Here is a 21,294-nt window from a genome sequence, read left to right as displayed (position 1 = left end):
AATAATGAATAATGAATAATTCATAGATTAACCAACTTGTAAAAAAAGGCAACCTTATTCAGGCAAGCTCAAACCTGAAACCTGAAACCTGCAACCTGCAACCAAGAACAGAAACTAAGAACCTAAAACAATAAACAACCAAATGTTTCATTATTAAATACGTTACTTTATATTTGTCCATTAACAACCCTGCCTTTATGAAGCTTACATATCTATTGTTGTTTTTGATTGTTGCGGTTTGCGCCACTTCTTGTGTAACCACTAAACAACTTACCTATTTACAGGAAAATACCAGCAGTACCGATACGTTGGCGCTTTTAAGAAAAAGACAGGAGCCTTACCGACTTCAAATAAATGATTTGTTGAGCATTCGCGTAAAAGCTTTGGATCAAGAAACAGTGGGTATTTTTAATCCGATAAGTGATGCAAACCCTAATGCTACAGGGGAAGAAAGACTGTATTATGACGGTTTTGTGGTTGATGACCACGGAAATATCCGCATTCCAAGTTTGGGGGAAATGAACGTGCTGGGCTATACTGTTGATGAAGTTCGCGTGAGACTGGAAGAGATTTTATTAAAAGATTATTTTAAAGCCGAAGCCAATGTTTTTGTAACGGTGAAACTGGCGGGAATACGTTATACCATTAATGGTGAGATAGGAAGTCCTGGATCAAAGATTATTTACCGCGATCAAGTGAGTATTATGGAAGCCATTGCCAACAGTGGCGATATTGCAATTACGGGAGATAGAACTGATGTTGTGATTATTCGTCAATATCCAGCGGGGCAAAAAGTACATCATATAGATTTAACAAGGCTAGATGCAATGAATTCGCCTTATTATTATGTAAAACCCAACGATTTAATTTTGATAAATCCATTGCCACAAAAATCCTTGGGAACAGGAACTACTGGACTTCAATCTTTCACAACAATACTTACCATCGTTACCGCGCTGGCAACTACTATATTGCTATTTAACAAACTATAATTAGATGAGTGAAGAAATTGATATAAACGAGTCTCATACCACTTTTGATTTTAAAAGTTTTCTTTTTAGACTTTTAAGGCATTGGCCGTTGTTTCTTATTTCATTCATTATTGCTTTTTCAATTGCGTACTTTATCAATGTTCGCAAATTGCCCATCTATCAAATGGAGAACCTTATATCCATAAAGGATGACCAAAACCCTTTTTTTACAAGCAATACCAGTCTAACATTTAACTGGGGAGGAACTACTGACAAAATAAATACTGCAATAATTACTTTAAAGTCACGCTCTCACAACGAAAAAGTGGTGGAGCGGCTGCAGTATTATCTGGATTATCTTAAAGATGGGGAATACCAACAGGTTGATGCCTATAAACAAACTCCTTTTTTTGTTGAAGTAGATACCACCCATCTTCAAATGCTCAACAAGCAATTGAAAGTTGTTTTTAAGGATTCAGTAAATTTTAATTTAAGCACTGTTTTTGAAGGTGGGAATGTCACCCTTCAAGACTACCTTTCAAGTGAAAAATCGGTTATTTATATTGAAGCTGAAAATTTTTCCAAAGACTATAAAATAGGGGAGAAAATAGTGTTGCCTTTTTTTAGCGGCATTTTTATGCCCAACCCTGAAGTTATTGCCAAACCTGGAAAACCCTATTATATTGTTTTTAATAATTATAACGCAGTTGTAAAAAACTATCTTAAAATTAGCGTCGAGCCAGAAAACAAAGGATCTTCCGTATTAAAATTGAAGCTCAATGGGAATAACAAGGCTAAATTGGTAGATTATTTGAATACGTCGGTTGAAGTTTTGAGCCAGGATATGTTGGAACGCAAAAACCTATTTGCCACCAAAACCATCAAGTTTATTGACAGTAGCCTTGCCTTAAAATCTGCAGAACTCTCCGAGGTTGAAGACGAACTAAATACGTTTAAAAATAAAAATGCAATATTCAATCTTGAAAGTGAGGGAGCCGAAATAAACACAAAACTGAATGGCCTTGACCTAAGAAAGGAAAACGTAAACCGAGAGCTTAACTATTACAATACACTTCAAGATTATTTAATTAACCGTTCAGATTATCGCGACGTGCCCGCTCCTTCTGTTGCCGGAATTTCTGAACAAAGTGTAGTTACGGGAGTTGGCAGAATCGTGGCTTTGGCTGAAGAGCGTAATAAAATGCAGTATTCGTATAAGGAGAGCGCGCCAATTTTTAATGACATTGACCGCCAAATTGATGCTGTTAAATCGGTTTTGCTTGAAAATATACGTTCTTCAAAAAGCTTAAAAAATCAAGAACTAAATTCAATAAATAAGGATATAGGGAAATATGAAGGTGAAATCCGCAAACTTCCAAAGGAACAGCAAGACCTTTTGAACATTGAAAGACGTTATAGTTTAAGTGAGGGCACCTACAATCTTTTTTTGGCAAAGAGAGGTGAAGCCGGAATGGTGAAAGCTGCCAATGTAAGCGATGTTATGGTTATTGATATGGCTAAAGATACTGGTGGCGGAAAAGTTGGGCCAAATACACAGCTTAATTATATAATGGCAGGCTTGCTTGGGCTCATGTTCCCTATTTTATTTGTGTTTATAAGAGCATTTTTCGATAATAAAATAAGCAATGTAAAAGACTTGGAATTAATTACATCAATTCCTTTATTAGGCGTTATAGGACAAAGCCACATGGATACCAATCTTGCTGTGCTAACAAAGCCTAAATCTGCTATTGCTGAAGGGTTTAGGGCTCTACGCTCTAGCCTTCAATTCATCTATAAAAAACAAGGGATAAAAGGTGCAAAAACAGTATTGGTTACCAGTTCGGTGAGCGGGGAAGGGAAGACTTTCTGTTCCATAAACCTTGCTTCTGTTTTTGCTTTAAGTGAAAAAAAGACAGTACTTGTTGGCTTGGATTTACGCAAACCTAAAATATTTGGCGATTTTCATAAAGATAATTCCATCGGAGTGGTAAATTACTTAATCAATGAAGCAGACTTGGATGCAATTATTCAAAAAACACAGATTGAATATTTGGATGTGATTACTTCCGGCCCTATACCTCCAAACCCTTCCGAATTATTATTGGGAGAAAAACTGGATGAACTTATTGATAAACTTAAGGAGGAATATGATTATATTATTCTTGATTCCCCCCCATTGGGACTGGTTTCTGATTCGTTGGAATTAATGAAGCATGTAGATGCTACTATCTATATGGCAAGATTTAATTATACCCATAAAAACATGTTCACTTTTGTGAATGAGAAATACAAGACTGGAGAAGTAAAACATATTAGTCTTGTTCTTAACGATTACGAAGAAAAATCAGGTAGAGGCTACGGTTATGGATATGGTTACGGCTATGGATATGGCTCCTATGGAAATGGATATCATGAAAATGTTAAACCACCAACCTTTATTGAAAAAGTAAAGAAAGTTTTTAAGAAAAAATAATATCTATTTTCTTCAAACAATCATTCAAAGAGGATGTTTTTAAATTTAACATCACCTTTTCTAATAAAACCCTTAATTTTGCCATTTTAAATATTTTGCCACAGCTTTGGCATTCCCCAAACTTTTTAAACCCAAAATGAAACAAAACCCCACAATCGCAATAATAGGCCTTGGTTATGTAGGTTTGCCGCTTGCCGCAGCCTTTGCGGAAAAATATAAAGTAATTGGTTTCGATATTAATTCATCTCGTATTCAGCAACTTCAAAATGGCGAGGACAATACTTTGGAACTTTCTTCCGAAGAATTGAAAAAAGCCTTGTCGCAAAACGAAACCACGGGGCTTACAGTTACAGACGATCCATCAAAGATTGCTGACGCCACTGTTTATATTGTAACGGTGCCAACCCCTACAAACAAATACAACCAACCCGTTCTTATACCGCTTCAAAAAGCAAGTGAGACTGTTGGTAAAATTTTGAAGGAAGGCGATGTGGTTATTTATGAATCTACTGTATATCCAGGGGTAACAGAAGACATTTGCGTGCCAATTTTGGAAACATATTCTAATTTGAAGTTTAATAAAAACTTTTACGCAGGCTATTCCCCAGAGCGAATAAATCCGGGAGATAAACAACATACAGTTACCAAGATCTTAAAAGTAACCTCTGGTTCCACGCCAGAAGCTGCAACATACATAGATAATCTGTACGCTTCAATAATTACGGCAGGAACCCATTTGGCACCTTCCATTAAAGTGGCCGAAGCTGCAAAGGTTATTGAAAACTCGCAACGCGACATCAATATTGCTTTTGTAAATGAGCTTTCCAAAATATTCCGCTTGTTAAATATTGATACACAGGATGTTCTTGAAGCTGCAGGCACCAAATGGAACTTTTTAAAATTCACACCCGGTCTTGTGGGCGGGCATTGCATTGGGGTTGACCCGTATTATTTGGCACAAAAAGCGCAGGAAGAAGGCTATAATCCAGAGATTATTTTAGCGGGAAGGCGCATGAATGATGGTATGGGCAATTACGTGGCCCAAGAGGTTGTCAAGCTAATGATTCAAAAAGAATGTAAGGTAAAAGGGGGGCATGTGCTTATCTTGGGAATCACCTTTAAGGAAAATTGCCCTGATATCCGCAATAGTAAAGTTATAGACGTTATCCAGGAATTGCGCAAATATAATCTCAATATAGATGTTTATGATCCTTGGGCAAAAGTAGCAGAGGTTTCCAATGAATTTGGGTTGCGTTTACTAAGCGAGGAATCGCAACTAAAAAAGAATTACGAAGCAATAATATTGGCAGTTGGCCATAAAGAGTTTTCAGATTTTAATCTTGAAAACCACAAAGCCTCTCCTTCCGTTATTTTTGACGTAAAATCATTTTTTCCGAAAAAATTGGTGGACGGATGTTTGTAATTTTCGGTGCTCAGTTCTATGATTGCAATAACGGCTTTCAATATTACTAATGTCATACTGAGCGCAGTCGAAGTATAGTTTAATGAATTAACAAAATGTCATACTGAGCGCAGTCGAAGTATCAGTTTAATGAATTAACATAACTATTAACAAAGAAACCTCCAAAGGCACAATAAAACTTTGTGATCTTTGTGAAAAGCTCTGTGCCCTCTGTGGTTAAAAAATAAAACCTTATTTAAAAATTAGCGCATTGAAAACTTCTAAATATCATTCAGCCGACCTCTCAAAACTTACCTTCTTAATAACCGGAGGCGCAGGTTTTATTGGTTCTAACCTTGTTGAATATTTACTGCATAACAACGCCAAAAAAGTTCGAGTACTAGACAATTTATCAACAGGGTTTATGAAAAACCTTGACGCTTTTCAAGACAATCCCAGCTTTGAATTTATGGATGGCGATATTCGCGATCTGGAAACCTGTAAAAAGTCGATGGAAGACATTGATTATGTTTCCCACCAAGCAGCTTTGGGTTCTGTACCACGCTCCATCAACGATCCGGTTACTTCCAATGAAGTGAACGTGACAGGTTTTCTGAATATGTTGGTGGCGCAAAAAGAAAGTAAAACCGTAAAGCGTTTGGTTTATGCCGCATCCAGTTCTACTTATGGCGACAGTCCAAACCTTCCAAAAGTGGAAGATACAATAGGGAAACCGCTTTCACCGTATGCGGTCACCAAGCTTGTAAACGAACTTTACGCCGATGTTTTTTATAAAACTTACGGCACACAGACCATTGGCCTGCGTTACTTTAACGTTTTTGGTCCAAACCAATGTCCAACAGGAGCTTATGCGGCAGTAATTCCGCTCTTTATGCAGGCTTTAAAGGACGAAAAAGCACCAACCATTAATGGCGATGGCGAGCAGACCCGCGACTTTACCTTTGTGCAGAACGCCGTACAGGCAAATGTGCGCGCCTTTTTTGCGGAAGAGGAAGCCGTAAACCAAGTTTTCAACGTGGCTTATGGGGAAAGAATAAGCTTGAATACCCTTTGGAATGATCTTCAAAACATATCAGGTAAAAAGATAACCGCCATTTATGGTCCAGACCGCAAAGGCGATGTTCGTGATTCGTTGGCAAATATTGACAAAGCGCGAAAGCTGCTGGGCTATGAACCATTGTTTTCAGTAAAAGATGGATTGGGAATTACATGGGAGAAGTTCTAAGTAGTTTTCCGTTGTCCATTCTCAACTCACAGTTCTGAGTTATCGGTTATTTTTTTAAGTTTTAACCCATAACCTTTCATGCTGAGCTTGTCGAAACACACAACTCCCGATTCACAATTCACGATTCACTATTCCCGCTTCAAGTTTTACCCTTCACTTTTCCCAAACAAAAAGCCTTTTTCGGAAGAAATTTCCCTCATATTGAAGTTTTTAAAATGTTAAAGTTTTAAAAGCCACTCTTTTGACTTACAGCAAAATAAGTGTTTTCCTACATAAAAAATCCCCTTATCGAAAATAGAAAACATCTTGACGGATATTTTGAACTTTTTGCACAACCCCTTTAAAGACAGTAACTAACCACTCTAAAACTTGCAAATTTTCTAAATATGGGGTAACATTGAACAGCCCCTCTTTAACACAATTTAGTTTTTTTTTAAAACCATTATTTATGAAAAATATGTACGTTCCTCAACTAAAGGCTTTTGCTTTTTTTTGTCTTTTAACAATTTTTTCTCTTAGTGCTTTTGCACAAGTTGGTATAGGAATACCAACTCCTGCTGATGCATCTGTTTTAGATGTTACTAGCAGTACTAAAGGGGTATTGGTGCCAAGAATGAGTATTTCAAACTTAGCTACAATTGCTCCGGTTACAGGGGGGTCAACTACAAGTTTGTTGGTTTACAATACCAATACTACTACTGGGCCTGGATTCTTCTTTTGGAACGGTTCACGTTGGACGCCTATTGATGGTGGAAACGATTGGCAAACTAGTGGTAATGCAAATACAAACCCAGGAACGGGTGTAGGAGAAAACTATTTGGGGACCAGCGATAACACAAATCTTATAGTTGCCACCGATGGTACAGAACGTATGGTTGTTGAAAATGACGGGCAAGTTTCCGTAAATGGAGGACCCTTATATTCAACCGATAGATTTACTTCCTTAGGTGAGGATGGTGAAAGAGCAATTAGTGGATATTCCTCAGGCAGTGGCATTGGGGTTTATGGAAATAATAACGGTACAGGTATTGGAATTTACGGTGTTTCAGCTAGTGGCAATGGAGTTAAGGGTGAATCTGATTCAGATACAGGTACAGGGGTTTACGGTGTTAACACCAATACTGCAGGTACTGGCGTTGTGGGTTCCGGAAATAATTTTGGAGGTGTATATGTTACAGGCGGTAGCGGAGGTGCTTTTAGAGGCGCAACTGTAGGTGCAGCTTCTTGGGCAACTAATGCATCAAATGGAGTTGGTCTTTCGGCAGCAGGAAATAATAGAAATGTTACTACCATTGGTACAGTAGGTGCCGGAGGTTCATTTATTGGTACACAATGGGGTGTTACTGGTATCGCTGCTATCTCAGGGGCTTTTTATAATGGTGTAGATAGAGCAGCTTTTATAGGACGCTATGTTTCTGCTGATAATACTCAACAAACGGTTTATGTTGGTGCTCGTATTGGTAATACTCATTACAAAATATTGGGCACGGGCGGTGGCTCTGTCTCTACCACGATGTCCACATCACAGGGCGAGCGTGTTCTTTTCGCCCCTGAATCACCTGAAAACTGGTTTTTCGATATAGGGGAAGTACAGTTAAACAATGGAAAGGCAGTGGTGCATCTGGATAAAATATTTGGTGAAATAATTGCGGACTCCAAACCCTTTAAAGTATTTGTTCAAGGTAGTGAAGGTGCTATGGGCACCATACGCATTACGAGAAACATAAAGGAAAAAAGCTTTTTGGTGGAAGACTTGGGAGGGAGAAGCAATGGTACTGTCCAATACAGTATCTACGCTATTTGGAAAGGAAAAGAAAATCTTCGCTTTCCAGAACTTAAAAAAGAAAGTATTCCTGCAACATATAATTTAGAAGCCACCAATCCTGCCCCAGACGGGCCTTCACTTCCGTTAAAGGATAAACAATAATAAAAACGTGTAAATTATGAAAAATCTAAATTTATATCTTTTTCTTTTATTGCTGTCCACTACTGCTTTTTCGCAAGTAGGTATAGGCACAACTAATATGCAGGGTGATGCCATTCTACAATTGGAAAGTGCTAATAAAGGTCTTTTGATTCCGCGAATAGCATTGACAGATTTAACAACATTTGCTCCATTAACAGGAATTCCTGTAGAAAGTTTAATGGTTTATAACACTAGTAATGCTACGGGGCCTGGTTATTTTTATTGGAGCGTAACCGATACCGAATGGAAACCCATAGATGGTGGAAAAGATTGGAAAAGAGTTGGTAATACACCCACTACTCCTGGGACAGCGCCTGGTGAAAATTATGTGGGCACACCTGATACCGAAAACTTTATTTTGGCTACCAATGATACTGAGCGCATTACTTTTACAAGTGACGGTTTAGTTTCGGTGAATGATAATACACCTGCTGCTACAGATAGGTTTAGCGTTACTGGCCCTAACGACCATATTGCAGTTGCAGGATATGGTATAGGTGTTGGTGGTGGCGTATATGGTGAAAATACTACAACAGGAGGCGAAGGTGTTAAAGGAGACTCGCCAGGAAGCATAGGTGCTATTGGAGTTGGTTATACCGGAACTAATGTAGGTGCTTTAGCAGGTATTAATACTAATGCAAATGGAACAGGAATAATTGGCTTAGGTAACAATGTTCCGGAAAAAATAATTCCTACTGGAAGTGGTGCCGCTTTTTCTGGAACACAATATGGTACTGTAAGTTGGGCGCTTTATACTAATCCGAGTTATGGATATGCAGGCGCTGGCAATGGTTTAAACTTAGATGCTGAAATAGCAGCAAACTTTGCCGATAATACTGGAGGTATTTTTAAAGGCAATCAATGGGGAATAACTAGTATTGCAGCCATTACCGGAAGTGGAAATAATGGAACCAATAGAGCTACATTTATAGGTAATTATGTTAGTAGAAATAATAGTCAAGAAACTATATATGTAGGAGCTAGAATCGCAAATACCAATGTTAAGATTGCAGGAACAGGTGGTGGTTCTGTATCCACAACAATGCGCACAGCAAATGATGGGGAGCGTATTCTTTTTGCCCCTGAGGCTCCTGAAAATTGGTTTTTTGATATAGGAGAGGCCCAGTTAGTAAACGGCAAGGCAACTGTAAAGTTAGACCCTCTTTTTGTGGAAGTGCTTTCTACGGAAACACCGTTTAAGGTTTTTGTTCAAGGAGGTGAAAACACTTTGGGGAATATTCAATTGAAAAGAAACCAAGAAACCAAATCCTTCACTTTGGAAGACCAAGGCGGTAGAAGCAATGGAACCGTTTATTACAAAATTTATGGTATTTGGAAAGGCAAGGAAAATCTTCGCTTTCCAGAGCTAAAACCAGAAGATATGCCGCAGCAAGTTGCAGTACCTTCCAAAAAAGTGGAAGCCCAATTTGATTCTGAAAAAACAACAGCTCTTTTACAGTCAGCAAACCAAGAATAGTATAAATAATAATTTTTAGTAGGTTAATTATTAAAACCCTGTATAGCTTTTGTTACGCAGGGTTTTTTATTGGAGGATATTTGTTTGTTTTTAGTAAAATAAGCGCTGTAAAAAATGTTCCAAAACACAAAGCAAATATTTATGGGTCCCTAAAGTCTAAAGACTACTTACTATAGACTAACAACAAATTTCCTATCTTAGCACCCATCAAAAAAACAACAGCTTGATCCCCCATCAAAAAGATACTTGGCTTTACGAGATTTCTTCCAAAAAAAAAGCGTTTGACCTTAATTTAAAAGAAGTATGGCGCTACCGCGACCTCCTGATTCTTTTTGTGAAACGGGACATTACCACGGTTTACAAACAGACTATTTTGGGGCCATTGTGGTATTTTATACAACCGCTATTTACTTCGGTAATCTTTACCTTGGTATTTAACAATTTGGGAAATATATCAACGGGCGGCATCCCGCCTTTTCTGTTTAACCTTGCGGGTATTACGGCTTGGAACTACTTTAAGGAATGCCTCAGCAAAACTTCAAATACCTTTGCCAGCAACCAAAGTATTTTTGGGAAGGTATATTTTCCGCGCGTAATTATGCCAATGTCCATAACCATTAGCAATCTGTTGAAGTTTGGTATACAGTTTTTAATATTTATGGGTTTCTATATTTATTATCTTACCCAAGGGTATCAATTTGGGCTTAATATCAACTTATTATTGTTCCCTGTTTACATAATGATGATGGCCTTTTTGGGCTTGGGCTTGGGGATGACTATTACAGCTATGACCACCAAGTATCGCGATTTAAATGTATTGGTTGGTTTTGCAGTTTCGTTGCTTATGTATGTATCGGCAGTGCCTTACCCACTAAGCGAAGCCCGAAAAAAATTACCGGCCTTTGTAGCAGATTTTGTGGCGTACAATCCTTTGACACAAATTATAGAAGGTTTTAGATATATGTTGCTGAATACGGGAACGTTTACATGGTCTGGATTTATCTATACCTTATTTATTTGTATTGGAGTATTTTTTTTAGGCCTTGTGGTTTTTAATAGAACGGAGAAGAATTTTATTGATACGGTATAATGGGAGTGATTTTAAAAGCCGAAAACATAAGCAAGCAATACCGCCTTGGATTAGTAGGTACAGGAACTATTTCTCATGATCTTAATAGGTTTTGGCATAAGGTTCGCGGCAAGGAAGATCCGTATTTAAAGGTAGGTGCTTTAAATGACAGAAACAGCAAAGCTGCTGAGGATTATGTTTGGGCGCTTCGGGATATAAATTTTGATGTGCAATACGGTGAGGTATTAGGTATTATTGGGAAAAACGGTGCTGGAAAATCTACACTTTTAAAAATATTGTCGCGAGTAACCAGCCCAACTACAGGAGTAATAAAAACAAAGGGTAGAATAGCTTCTTTATTGGAAGTGGGAACAGGTTTTCATCCAGAACTTACAGGCCGGGAAAATATCTTTTTAAACGGTGCCATATTAGGAATGACAAAGGCTGAAATTAACAGTAGGCTTGATGAGATAATTTCCTTTTCTGGTTGTGAAATGTATGTTGACACCCCTGTGAAACGATACAGTAGCGGTATGCGGGTGCGATTGGCATTTGCTGTAGCAGCGCATTTGGAACCGGATATTTTGGTGGTAGATGAGGTGCTTGCCGTGGGCGATGCCGAATTTCAGAAAAAGGCAATCGGCAAAATGAAGGATATTAGTCAGGGAGATGGAAGAACCGTATTGTTTGTAAGCCATAATATGGATTCCGTGCAAAGTCTGTGTACAACGGGAATGGTGCTTGAAAACGGATATACAACCTTTACAGGTACTGCCAATGACAGTGTAAAATTCTACACAAAAAAACAACTTCAAAAAATATCCAGTTATCTGGAATTTGAGAACAAAGGAAACAATTTTGCCAAAATACATTCCATTGCCGTAAATAGAGATAAGGAATATTCCTTGATAGCAGACGATATAACTGTTGAATTGGAGTTTAGCCTCATGCAGGAAACCTCAAACCGTGTAGATATTTCGGTGGCAATTATCAATGAATCGGACTTAATGATTGCAAACGTAGGTACAGGCTTATTGGACGAATCGCCTATTGAAATTATTAAAGGGAAAAAGCAAAAGTTGAAATTCCAAATTAAACGTCCAAGTATAAATAGTGGTATTTACGGCATTACACTTAGGGTAATAGAAAACAGGGCCGGCCGAGCCCAGTTGCGTATAGACGATATTATTTTCTTCCAAATACGGAATGTTGCTACCGATACTATATTTGTAAACAATAGCGGCATTATACAGCCTAATTTTGAAGTAAACCTTTTCTAATGATTATAACCGATAAGTTTGTAATGATCAATTTCCCCAAAACGGGAACCGCTTTCACTAGAAAGATTTTAATGGATCTGCACAAAAATCACTCAACAAGGGACAAAATTCTATTTAAGTTAGGGTTAAAAAAGCAAGAACATTTTCAAAATCTGTTGCTGCCAAATATTCGGACAATTTCTGAAAGGAAAGACTTTATGAATGAGCACGGCATTTGCGACCAAATACCGGAAGACCATAAAAGCAAGCCTATTGCTTCTATAAAACGCGACGTTTTTGCACGCTATATTTCCATTTACAATTACGAACACTGGAAAAAATGGCCTTTTTTGGATTTGGAAATTGTTAGGGAAAAATTCCCGAAATATCCAGAATTGGGTTTTGAGGAATTCGTGCGTTTTTTGATAGAATTTAATCCGCTTTCCTATCTTCCACAAATCAACAGAAAAATACCAGTGGGACCACTTACTTCTCAATATATTCTGTTCTACTTTAAAAACTCCTTTCAGGTTTTAAAAAAAATGGATGCTGAATACCTAAGTGAAAAGAAATATTTAGCAGACCGTTATAAAGTTCACTTTTTAGACCAAGCAAATTTGAATAAAGATCTTTATGATTTCCTGTTGCAAATGGGCTATGAAAAGAATAGGATTGCATATATTTTGGATGCACCAAAAACAAACAATTCCACCCCAAAAGACAAAGGTGTGGATGATTATTTTTCAGATGAATTAAAGGCGTTAGTGCTGAAAGAGGAATCTTTATTGTTTGAATTGAATGCAATTGAAAATTAATCTATTTTAAAATTTATATCTAAAAATGGGCGAGCTTAATTTTGGAAGAGTAAAGCCAACTTTTATGATTATAGGTGCTCAAAAATGCGGCACCACTTCGCTGCATAAATATCTTTTGCAACACCCACGGTTGATTTCCCCAGAAAAAAAAGAGCTTCATTTTTTTGATAAAATGGGGAACGAAGCTATTTCAAATTATAATAGGCAATTTCCAGTACGGTTTTTTTCAAACCAACTTTCTTTTGAATCCACGCCAAGTTATTTGTATTATCCAGACGCAGCAAAGCGTATTTATGAATACAACCCAAAAATGAAATTTATTGTTTTGTTGCGCAATCCTGTGAAAAGAGCTTATAGCGCTTGGAATATGTTTAAGAATCACGCCAAACTTCCTGAAAAAGTAAAAATATATAAAGAAAATGGCGAAAAGGAAAGCTCGAATAAATTATATGAATTTTTTTATAAAAATGATTTCCCATCCTTTGAAGAATGGATGGAATATGAAATTGGGAACATTTTACAAACTAGTGTTTTGGAGCCTTCCATCATTAAAAGAGGATATTATAAAAAGCAGATTGAAAATTGGTTTTCGTATTTTTCCAAAGAGCAATTTTTGTTTATTGATTCAAGTGAATTAAAAAAAGAACCCTTGAAAATATTAAACAATATTTCGGATTTCTTGGGAATAGATGATTTTGAAGGTTCAAAGCTTAATTTGGAAATAAAACATAAAAGTGAATATGAAACACCAATTAATGACGAAACCTACCGTTATTTGTTGGCACATTATCAAAATAAAAACGAAGGATTGGAAAAATTGATCGATTTAAAACTTGATTGGTTGGAAAACTAAAAGCAACGAATGATTTTTAAAAAGAAAAGCAACGATAAAATTTTCTGTATTGGCCGAAACAAAACGGGAACCACAAGCCTTGAAAAAGCTTTGCGGGATTTGGGTTATAAAATGGGCAATGTTCCAAATGGGGAACGTTTGCTGAAAGATTACGAAAAAAGCGATTTTGGACCTATTGTAAAATTTTGCAAAACTGCCCAAGCTTTTCAAGACGCTCCTTTTTCTTGGCCTTACACGTGGTTGATACTTTTTGAGCACTTTCCAAACGCAAAGTTTATTTTAACGCTTCGTGATGAAGAAGAATGGTATGAATCCATAACATCCTATCATTCCAAACTTTTTGCAGGAGGAAAGCGCATTCCCACAATGAAAGATTTACAAAATGCAAAATACCGCTACAAAGGTTTTGTTTGGGATGCAAGCAGAGCTGTTTGGAAAACACCGGAGGATAATGTTTATAATAAGGAAATGTTTATTGAAAACTTCAAAAGGCATAATGAAGATGTGCTGCACTTTTTTAAGGATAAACCCAATTTTATTTCTTTGGATGTTTCCGAAAAAGGTTCTTATCTTCAACTTTGTAAATTTTTGAACAAGAAACCTCTTTATGAAGATTTCCCACATTTAAACAAAACCAGATCCTAACCGGAAAAGAACCTATGAGTTTTAAATCATCCTTAAAAAATATTGTTTCTGTTCTTATAAAACCAATTGCAACAAAAGCTGGTTATGTGAAGAAAAGTGGCTCAAAAGCCCCAAGTTTTGAAAAAGATAAACTGCTGGAAAACTTTTTCAGCAATATAAAAACGATGGGTTTCACCCCGAAACATATTGTGGATGTAGGAGCCAATCACGGAACCTGGACACGTGAAGCAATTAAATACTTTCCAACCGCACAGTTTTCTTTAATAGAACCGCAAAATTGGCTTCAACCATCCTTTCAGGATTTGTTGGATAACAATCCCAAAATAAAATACTATCCAATGGGTGTTGGTTCTGAAGTCGGGTCGTTTAAGTTTACCATTGTTGATAGGGATGACAGCTGCTCCTTTCGATTTACTGAGGAAGAAGCAAAAGCAAGAGGATTTGAACAAAAAGAAATTGCAGTTTCCACTATAAACGAATTGTTTAAAGATGCCCAGCCAGCCCCAGATTTAATAAAAATAGATGCAGAGGGTTTGGATTTAAGAGTTTTGGAAGGTGCCAGCAATTTTTTTGGAACTACAGAGATTTTGATGGTAGAGGCAGGCGTTGGCAATAAAAACATTGAAAACAACGCTTTGAATGTGATCGCTTTTATGGACAAAAAGGGTTACAGTTTATTTGAAATTACGGAAATGAACAGACCCTTTAAGCCTAAAATGCTTTGGCTTTTGGAATTGGTTTTTGTGAAAAGAGGTGGAATTTTGGATAAATTTGAAGTAATTTAAAAGGGAAATGATAAACGTAACCAAAACTTTTTTACCACCACAGGAAGAATACAACGCTATTTTAAAACGCGCTTGGGACAAGGTTTGGATAACCAATCGCGGGGAATTGGTTTTGGAACTAGAGCAAAAATTAAAAACCCATTTAAATGTTCCGAATATAATTGTCACTACAAACGGCACCTTACCTTTGCAGATAGCGATAAAAGCCTTGGGACTAACGGGAGAAATTATAACAACCCCTTTTAGTTATGTTGCCACCACCAGCAGTATTGTTTGGGAAGGCTGTACCCCAGTTTTTGTGGATATTGACCCAAAACATTTAACCATAGATGAAACAAAAATAGAAGCTGCCATAACCTCCAAAACTTCTGCGATTTTGGCTACACATGTTTTCGGTAATCCATGTGCGGTTGAAGAAATTGAAGCCATTGCCGAAAAACACAACCTTAAAGTAATTTATGATGCCGCCCATTGTTTTGGGGTTACTTATAAAGGCAAAAGTGTTTTTAATTTTGGCGATGTAAGTACTTGTAGTTTTCATGCCACCAAGTTATTTCACACTGGCGAAGGCGGGGCCATGTTTACTAATGATGGGGAACTTCATAAAAAATTGTTTTACCACCACAATTTTGGGCACAAAGGCAAGGATGATTTTTACGGAATCGGGATCAACGCCAAAATGAGCGAATTGCAGGCAGCTATGGGTCTAGCTGTTTTACCGCACTTAGATTTTATAATTGAAAAACGTAAAGCAGCTGTTTCAGCATATAAAAAATCTTTACAAAAAGATGCTGTTCAATATATGCACATTCGGGAAGCCGCAGAATGGAATTATAGCTATTTCCCCGTGATTTTGCATTCCGAAAAAGTTTTAGATAACGTTTTGGAAGAGCTGAATGAGAATAATATTTACCCCAGAAGATATTTTTATCCTTCCCTAAATACTTTGGAATATATTGAAAAATCTAATATGCCACATTCTGAAAATATCAGTAAGCGAATTTTATGTTTACCTTTATCCCACGATATAGAATTTGGGGTTATAGAATTTATTTCTGCAATAATAAACCAACATTCCAAGAGATAGACAAATGAAAATTTCCCACTCCAGAATTATTGACTTCCTTAAAGGGAACGATATTAAGTTTGAAGAAATTACAGCTTCGAACTTTGCTATGGAACAGGAATACATTTTTGCAAGTACCAAAAAACCAATTGCCGAAGGATTTTATTACATCAGCAAAGAATATCTCTCTACTGTAGAAAATGTTTCAAAAAGTATAATCCTTACAGACGCTGAAAAATCTGAGGTTAAGGATGCTAAAAATTCCTATATTTTTGTTGAAAACCCGCAGCTTGTGCATTATAAATTGGCGGCATTGTTTACCAATCAAAACAAGTCTGGGATTCACGAAACGGCAATTATTTCAAAAGAAGCCAAGATTAGTCCAACGGCTTATATTGGTCCGTTCTGCATTATTGAAAACTGTGAAATTGGCGATGCGGTGCAGCTTATCAGCAATGTTACGCTTCGCGATAATGTAGTGATTAAAGAAAATACAATTATTGAAGGAAACTCCGTTATAGGTGCAAGAGGTATGGCTTGGATTTGGGATACGGATGGCAAGCGCATTATACAGCCACAAACGGGAGGAGTTATTATTGGCGCCAATTGCATCATTGGAACAGATATTTCCATAGTAAGAGGCTCTCTTTCTGAAAATACCAAAGTTGGTGACCATACAATTATTGCCCACGGAACAAAAATTGGCCATGGTTCAAATATTGGTAGCCATGTTCATATCGCAAATAATGTTAGTTTGGCGGGGAATGCCCAAATAGGCGACCGCACATTTTTGGGAAGTGCCTGTGTGGTTTCCTCAAACGTTAGTATTGCGCCCAACTGTATTGTTGGTGCTGGCGCGGTAGTAAGTAAAAGTGTTGCTATTGAATATGCAACCTTGGCTGGAGTGCCAGCAAAAATTATTAAGACCGAAAATTATAAAGATAAACCCAAAGGTGCTCCAAAGCCTTTTCTAAAAGATAAATAGTATGAATACGAATGTAATTTCTTCAGATTTTAAGAGTGGTGAAAATTTTAAAATAGGTCATTTTTGTGTGATTGAGGAAGGAGTAGAAGTTGGAAACAACGTTTCTGTTGGCAATTACACTATTTTGCACAAAGGGGTTAAGATTGCAAACGATACCGTAATTGGTAGTTATTGCGAAATAGATTCCAACTGCGATATTCGTAATAATGTAATTATTCAAGGTCGTATCAGAATGGGCAGTAGCTGTTTGATTGAAAATAAAGTTGTTATTAAATATGGAACAATTCTTACTTCAAATGTTCTTTTAAAGGAAAACTGTTTCCTTGGGCCGAATGTAATTACCTTAGGTTCTACCCACAAACGTGTAACGGTTCACGGAACAACAATTGGCAACAATACATATATTGGTGCTGGCAGTAAAATTGCCGGAGGAATAATTATAGGAAATGACCTTACGGTTGGGGCGCTTAGTTTTGTAAATAAAAATTTGGATGAAAGTGGCATTTACGTTGGAACGCCAGTAAGAAAGATCCGTTAGTTTCTATGGAAAGTGGGAAAACACTTTTAAGTATATGTTTTATAACCTACAATCACGAAAGGTTTGTGAAGGATGCCTTAAAAGGTTTCGCATCGCAAAAAGTAAATTTTCCTATTGAAATTATTATTTATGACGATTTTTCAACTGATGCTACCCGCGATTTATTGTTGAAATTTAAGGAAACTTCGCCGTTTCCCGTCACCTTATTGTTCCCCGATGAAAATAAATATTCAAAGGGAGAACGTATTTTTCCAAAGACATTTGAGGTAGCCAAAGGAAAATATTTGGCATTATGTGAAGGCGATGACTATTGGATAGATCCTTTAAAACTTCAGAAACAAGTGGATTTTTTGGAAGCACATGAAGATTATAACATCTGTTTTCATAAAGTGAATATTTTCAACCAAGAAACGGGCGAAATCATAACCGATACCATTACCCGAAACACTTCAGAAACTACCGATATTACAGAACTCGCCAGAGGAAATTATATACATACAGCATCAGTAGTATTGCGAAATAATTTTAAGCTTCCTGATTGGTTTAGGGAAACCTTTATTGGAGATTGGAGTATGTATATGATTATGATAGCAGATAAGAAGATTAAGAAGTTTGATGAAGTAATGGCGCTATATAGAGTTCATGATTCAAGTATGTGGTCATCAAAACCATCTGAATTTATAAAGGTAAAAACGTTGAAATCGGTTATCTTAGTTTATGAAAACGCGCTCTTGCCTGAAGAAGTGAAGGGCATACTACATAGAAGAATTCACAAGAAAAAGAAAACGTTTTTGCAACGCTTCAAAAAAAAGGTAAAGAAATTTATAAAAAGAATTTTAAACGCCGAATAAAGCTATAGATGGTTACTAAAAACACGCCTTTACTTAGTGTGATTGTGGTTACTTATAACCACGCAAACTATATCGGGCAATGTTTGGATGGCATCCTTATGCAACAAACCAATTTTCCGTTTGAAATTATTTTGGGAGAAGATGAAAGTAGCGATGGCACCCGTGAAATTTGCCAAGAATATGCGGAACGATTTCCGCAAAAGATAAAACTTTTGCTGCAAAGTAGGGAAGATGTACTTTATATAAATGACAGACCCACAGGGCGAGCCAATTATATAGCTTGTCTTAATGAATGTAAGGGAAAATACATTGCGCAATGTGAAGGTGATGATTACTGGACAGATCCATTAAAATTGCAAAAACAAGTAGATTTTCTTGAAAACAATGATAACTATGTGGTTTGCTACCATGATGCCAGTGTAATAGATCAGCATGGAAATGCTGTGAGTGATTCAAAGCTTAAAAAAAATTATAAAAAAGACTTTACGTATAATGCTTTGAAAAAGGCACCTTTATTGATTTTCCATTCAATGTGCTATCGTAATGTGCTTAAAGAATTTCCATCACAATTCTACGAAGTAATCAATGGGGACTCTTTCATTATCAGTATGTTGGGAAATTACGGCGATGGAAAATACATGGATGAAATAGTTCCTTCCGTTCACAGACAACATAGTGGAGGAATGTGGACGTCCATTAAACAACTGGAAAAAATAAGTTTAAGACTCCGGTTTTATGAAAATTGCATCAGCTATTATAGGGAGCTGAAAGACAACGAAACAGTTTCTTATTTCAATCTGCAAGGGGTTAAAACGATTCAAAAGTATTTGACACTCACAGCCAAAAACCCAGTTGGAAACCATTTTTTTTTAGGTTTAAAAAAATATTTTGAATTTTCACCAAAATCAAAATCCCTCAGTTGGTTAATTTTTCCAATTAAAAAATCGGCTATTTATTTTTACTATTTTGTAACAAATCCATTTCGGCCTTATGGAAACAAATAGCTTGGTTTCGGTAATTATTCCCTATTACAACCGCCCCAAAAAATTTGAGCGGTGTTTGGATTCTGTTTTTGCACAAACGTATTCAAATATTGAAGTTATAGTTGTGGATGATTGCTCCGAAGTTTTACTATCTGTTGAAAGGGTTGATGTTATTTATATAAGAAACAAGAAAAATTCCGGTCCCGGCTATTCCAGAAATCAAGGTTTGGCAATTGCAAAAGGCGATTTTGTTGCTTTTTTGGATTGTGATGATTATTGGCATCCAGAGTTTTTAGAAAAAGCATTAAAGCCATTTTCTGAACAAAAAGAAATTGTTATGGTTTATGCCCAAGGTATTGAGATAGACGTGAACGAAAAGGAAATCGGAACAAGACGTGGAAACACGAAATTTGTAAAGCATATTCTGCCATATGTGCTTTTAAAGGCCCGACCATGGGGCACGGGCGGATGTCTTTGGGATTGTCATAAAATAAATGGTTTGCAGTGGCTAAATAATAGATCGTGGGAAGATTATGCATTTGATATTACTGTAGCGATTCAGCATAATAGAATAGTTGGCTTGGAAGAAGCGTTGGTTTATTATGACAGTTCAGGTGCAGATAAACTTTCAGGGCAGGGTGAAACTAAAATGATTGGCGAAAAATTGAAGTCGTTCCAAATAATTTCTGAGGCATTATTCAACTCAAATTTTAAAACAGATGAACGTGTGAGTAGAGGCGTTACATCACACATAATAAGCAATATGATTTCTGTGATGAGCTGCGAAAATATTGACAAAAAACTTGTGAAGCTACTGTTTTCAGAATTACGGAAATGGAAAGGAAAACGTTTCTATGCTTATGTTGTTTTTGTTACAAAATTGCCACTTTCCAATGCATTGCCAAAATTAGCGAGTTTAAAGACCAAGGTTTTGTCGGGAAAGAATTTTTACCAGTCCTCTTCTGAATAAAAATGTTGCCAAACAATACGGGTTTCTTCTTTAATTCTCCCAATCTCCTCCTTGGAGAGTCTATCTTTCCAAGTTTTTATATTTTGTCTGGCATCCCTTTTATGGGTTGTATTAATAGTTGAAGTAGTGGTTTCCTTAATTTTATTTTTTATTTCTTCAGAAAAATTAAGTTGCAGAAATTTGAAAATCTTTTCAAATTCATCAAGAGGGTCTATAGATAAATCCTCGTGTTTCACAAAGTACAATTCATTGCAATATTTCTCACGATACTGTAAAATTGTATAATGAAGTACATTCCACAATAAAATTCCCTGTTCAATAATATCTTTTTTGGAAGCAGCTTGTTCAACGATTTCGTTCCGATAAGCTTCCAAATATTTCTGCATCAAAATATCCTGCTTTAAAAAATTGTTGAAATTGAACTGCCAATCCTTCACTTTTAAACTCGCTATAAAAGCTGCGGGATGGCGGATCGTCAAAATTATATCACAATTCATTTCAGTGTAAAACCACTCAGCAGCCATTAAGGCAATAGGGTCTTTAAAAAGAGTTCTGCAAGTGTTTCTTCTTTTTACATCCAAAAGGAAGGAATAAAGATTTGTTGCAGATCTTATTTGCTTTAAATTTTGAAATGAAGTTTGAAACGAAGTTGAATAAAATGATTGTAAATATCTTTTAACCACTTCTTGATAATTTGCCTCAGTTTCAGAATTTAAATGTTCAAACCAATGTTTTAGCGGAGTTTTATATTTTTTAATTGCAAGATTAAATGGTTCCTGCACATACCGAACTTGTTTGGATTCAGCTATAATTTTGCCTGTCCAAGTAGAACCGGAACGATGGGCGCCCGTAACCAGAATATTTCTCTTCATAGTTTATGAAAATGATTTTCTTTGGGGAAGATATTATTTATTGCTTTTATACGAAGAAAATGTTG

At 36.6% G+C, this 21,294-nt stretch carries 19 protein-coding genes; 18 read left to right on the top strand and 1 reads right to left on the bottom strand.

The window, feature by feature from the left end; translation table 11 throughout:
* The first annotated feature begins 197 nt into the window (after window positions 1-197).
* The 18 genes from A7A78_RS08550 to A7A78_RS08465 all read left to right on the top strand — a co-directional run bounded on the left by A7A78_RS08550 (window position 198) and on the right by A7A78_RS08465 (window position 20,357).
* Entirely contained in the window at window positions 198-992 is a 795-nt protein-coding gene (locus A7A78_RS08550; protein WP_068762039.1) for a polysaccharide biosynthesis/export family protein, read from the top strand.
* A gap of 4 nt (window positions 993-996) precedes the next feature.
* Window positions 997-3,447, top strand: coding sequence for a GumC family protein (locus A7A78_RS08545; RefSeq protein WP_068762038.1), 2,451 nt, complete (start codon window positions 997-999; stop codon window positions 3,445-3,447).
* A 136-nt stretch (window positions 3,448-3,583) separates the two neighbouring features.
* The gene (locus A7A78_RS08540) at window positions 3,584-4,870 is read left to right on the top strand and encodes a nucleotide sugar dehydrogenase (RefSeq protein ID WP_068762044.1); all 1,287 of its coding nucleotides are present in this window, start codon (window positions 3,584-3,586) and stop codon (window positions 4,868-4,870) included.
* 250 nt (window positions 4,871-5,120) lie between these two features.
* Window positions 5,121-6,095, top strand: coding sequence for an SDR family oxidoreductase (locus tag A7A78_RS08535; protein WP_068762037.1), 975 nt, complete (start codon window positions 5,121-5,123; stop codon window positions 6,093-6,095).
* A gap of 448 nt (window positions 6,096-6,543) precedes the next feature.
* Window positions 6,544-8,022 (top strand): hypothetical protein, encoded by a 1,479-nt coding sequence (locus A7A78_RS08530; RefSeq protein ID WP_068762036.1) that lies wholly within the window; start codon window positions 6,544-6,546, stop codon window positions 8,020-8,022.
* 16 nt (window positions 8,023-8,038) lie between these two features.
* Window positions 8,039-9,538 carry a hypothetical protein gene (locus A7A78_RS08525; RefSeq protein WP_131811121.1) on the top strand — a complete coding sequence of 500 codons (1,500 nt, stop codon included), beginning with the start codon at window positions 8,039-8,041 and terminating at the stop codon, window positions 9,536-9,538.
* A 223-nt stretch (window positions 9,539-9,761) separates the two neighbouring features.
* Window positions 9,762-10,628: an ABC transporter permease gene (locus A7A78_RS08520; protein ID WP_242649264.1), complete on the top strand. Its 867-nt coding sequence runs from the start codon at window positions 9,762-9,764 to the stop codon at window positions 10,626-10,628.
* The gene (locus A7A78_RS08515) at window positions 10,628-11,887 is read left to right on the top strand and encodes an ABC transporter ATP-binding protein (protein ID WP_068762034.1); all 1,260 of its coding nucleotides are present in this window, start codon (window positions 10,628-10,630) and stop codon (window positions 11,885-11,887) included. Before A7A78_RS08520 ends, A7A78_RS08515 begins: the two co-directional genes overlap by 1 nt.
* Window positions 11,887-12,681: a hypothetical protein gene (locus A7A78_RS08510; RefSeq protein ID WP_068762033.1), complete on the top strand. Its 795-nt coding sequence runs from the start codon at window positions 11,887-11,889 to the stop codon at window positions 12,679-12,681. Before A7A78_RS08515 ends, A7A78_RS08510 begins: the two co-directional genes overlap by 1 nt.
* Before the next feature lie 25 nt (window positions 12,682-12,706).
* On the top strand, window positions 12,707-13,534 hold the full coding sequence (locus tag A7A78_RS08505; protein WP_068762032.1) for a sulfotransferase family protein: 828 nt from the start codon (window positions 12,707-12,709) through the stop codon (window positions 13,532-13,534).
* Between the two features lie 9 nt (window positions 13,535-13,543).
* On the top strand, window positions 13,544-14,179 hold the full coding sequence (locus A7A78_RS08500) for a sulfotransferase (protein WP_094746088.1): 636 nt from the start codon (window positions 13,544-13,546) through the stop codon (window positions 14,177-14,179).
* 14 nt (window positions 14,180-14,193) lie between these two features.
* Window positions 14,194-14,964 (top strand): FkbM family methyltransferase, encoded by a 771-nt coding sequence (locus tag A7A78_RS08495; protein ID WP_068762031.1) that lies wholly within the window; start codon window positions 14,194-14,196, stop codon window positions 14,962-14,964.
* A 7-nt stretch (window positions 14,965-14,971) separates the two neighbouring features.
* Window positions 14,972-16,051, top strand: a complete 1,080-nt coding sequence (locus A7A78_RS08490) for a DegT/DnrJ/EryC1/StrS family aminotransferase (protein WP_068762030.1) — start codon at window positions 14,972-14,974, stop codon at window positions 16,049-16,051.
* 4 nt (window positions 16,052-16,055) lie between these two features.
* Window positions 16,056-17,015, top strand: coding sequence for a hypothetical protein (locus A7A78_RS08485; RefSeq protein ID WP_068762029.1), 960 nt, complete (start codon window positions 16,056-16,058; stop codon window positions 17,013-17,015).
* A 1-nt stretch (window position 17,016) separates the two neighbouring features.
* Window positions 17,017-17,553, top strand: coding sequence for a DapH/DapD/GlmU-related protein (locus A7A78_RS08480; protein WP_068762028.1), 537 nt, complete (start codon window positions 17,017-17,019; stop codon window positions 17,551-17,553).
* A 5-nt stretch (window positions 17,554-17,558) separates the two neighbouring features.
* Window positions 17,559-18,404: a glycosyltransferase gene (locus tag A7A78_RS08475; protein ID WP_068762027.1), complete on the top strand. Its 846-nt coding sequence runs from the start codon at window positions 17,559-17,561 to the stop codon at window positions 18,402-18,404.
* An 8-nt stretch (window positions 18,405-18,412) separates the two neighbouring features.
* Window positions 18,413-19,408: a glycosyltransferase family 2 protein gene (locus A7A78_RS08470; RefSeq protein ID WP_068762026.1), complete on the top strand. Its 996-nt coding sequence runs from the start codon at window positions 18,413-18,415 to the stop codon at window positions 19,406-19,408.
* The gene (locus tag A7A78_RS08465) at window positions 19,395-20,357 is read left to right on the top strand and encodes a glycosyltransferase family 2 protein (RefSeq protein ID WP_068762025.1); all 963 of its coding nucleotides are present in this window, start codon (window positions 19,395-19,397) and stop codon (window positions 20,355-20,357) included. The genes A7A78_RS08470 and A7A78_RS08465 overlap by 14 nt, the downstream gene beginning before the upstream one ends.
* Here A7A78_RS08465 and A7A78_RS08460 read toward each other — a convergent pair.
* Window positions 20,336-21,229 (bottom strand): sulfotransferase, encoded by an 894-nt coding sequence (locus tag A7A78_RS08460; protein ID WP_068762024.1) that lies wholly within the window; start codon window positions 21,227-21,229, stop codon window positions 20,336-20,338. The genes A7A78_RS08465 and A7A78_RS08460 overlap by 22 nt on opposite strands.
* Window positions 21,230-21,294: the final 65 nt, after the last annotated feature.

It is taken from the genome of Aequorivita soesokkakensis (assembly GCF_001641085.1).
Lineage (GTDB): Bacteria > Bacteroidota > Bacteroidia > Flavobacteriales > Flavobacteriaceae > Aequorivita > Aequorivita soesokkakensis.
The sequence above is the reverse complement of the archived record's forward strand: the minus strand, read 5'-3'. Positions and strand labels throughout refer to the sequence as shown.

Bases quoted from the DNA above. Each gene is read 5' to 3' on its own strand.
- A7A78_RS08550 (WP_068762039.1), top strand. From the start codon at position 198: ATGAAGCTTACATATCTATTGTTGTTTTTGATTGTTGCGGTTTGCGCC.
- A7A78_RS08545 (WP_068762038.1), top strand. From the start codon at position 997: ATGAGTGAAGAAATTGATATAAACGAGTCTCATACCACTTTTGATTTT.
- A7A78_RS08540 (WP_068762044.1), top strand. From the start codon at position 3,584: ATGAAACAAAACCCCACAATCGCAATAATAGGCCTTGGTTATGTAGGT.
- A7A78_RS08530 (WP_068762036.1), top strand. From the start codon at position 6,544: ATGAAAAATATGTACGTTCCTCAACTAAAGGCTTTTGCTTTTTTTTGT.
- A7A78_RS08525 (WP_131811121.1), top strand. From the start codon at position 8,039: ATGAAAAATCTAAATTTATATCTTTTTCTTTTATTGCTGTCCACTACT.
- A7A78_RS08515 (WP_068762034.1), top strand. From the start codon at position 10,628: ATGGGAGTGATTTTAAAAGCCGAAAACATAAGCAAGCAATACCGCCTT.
- A7A78_RS08510 (WP_068762033.1), top strand. From the start codon at position 11,887: ATGATTATAACCGATAAGTTTGTAATGATCAATTTCCCCAAAACGGGA.
- A7A78_RS08505 (WP_068762032.1), top strand. From the start codon at position 12,707: ATGGGCGAGCTTAATTTTGGAAGAGTAAAGCCAACTTTTATGATTATA.
- A7A78_RS08500 (WP_094746088.1), top strand. From the start codon at position 13,544: ATGATTTTTAAAAAGAAAAGCAACGATAAAATTTTCTGTATTGGCCGA.
- A7A78_RS08495 (WP_068762031.1), top strand. From the start codon at position 14,194: ATGAGTTTTAAATCATCCTTAAAAAATATTGTTTCTGTTCTTATAAAA.
- A7A78_RS08490 (WP_068762030.1), top strand. From the start codon at position 14,972: ATGATAAACGTAACCAAAACTTTTTTACCACCACAGGAAGAATACAAC.
- A7A78_RS08485 (WP_068762029.1), top strand. From the start codon at position 16,056: ATGAAAATTTCCCACTCCAGAATTATTGACTTCCTTAAAGGGAACGAT.
- A7A78_RS08480 (WP_068762028.1), top strand. From the start codon at position 17,017: ATGAATACGAATGTAATTTCTTCAGATTTTAAGAGTGGTGAAAATTTT.
- A7A78_RS08475 (WP_068762027.1), top strand. From the start codon at position 17,559: ATGGAAAGTGGGAAAACACTTTTAAGTATATGTTTTATAACCTACAAT.
- A7A78_RS08470 (WP_068762026.1), top strand. From the start codon at position 18,413: ATGGTTACTAAAAACACGCCTTTACTTAGTGTGATTGTGGTTACTTAT.
- A7A78_RS08465 (WP_068762025.1), top strand. From the start codon at position 19,395: ATGGAAACAAATAGCTTGGTTTCGGTAATTATTCCCTATTACAACCGC.
- A7A78_RS08460 (WP_068762024.1), bottom strand. From the start codon at position 21,229: ATGAAGAGAAATATTCTGGTTACGGGCGCCCATCGTTCCGGTTCTACT.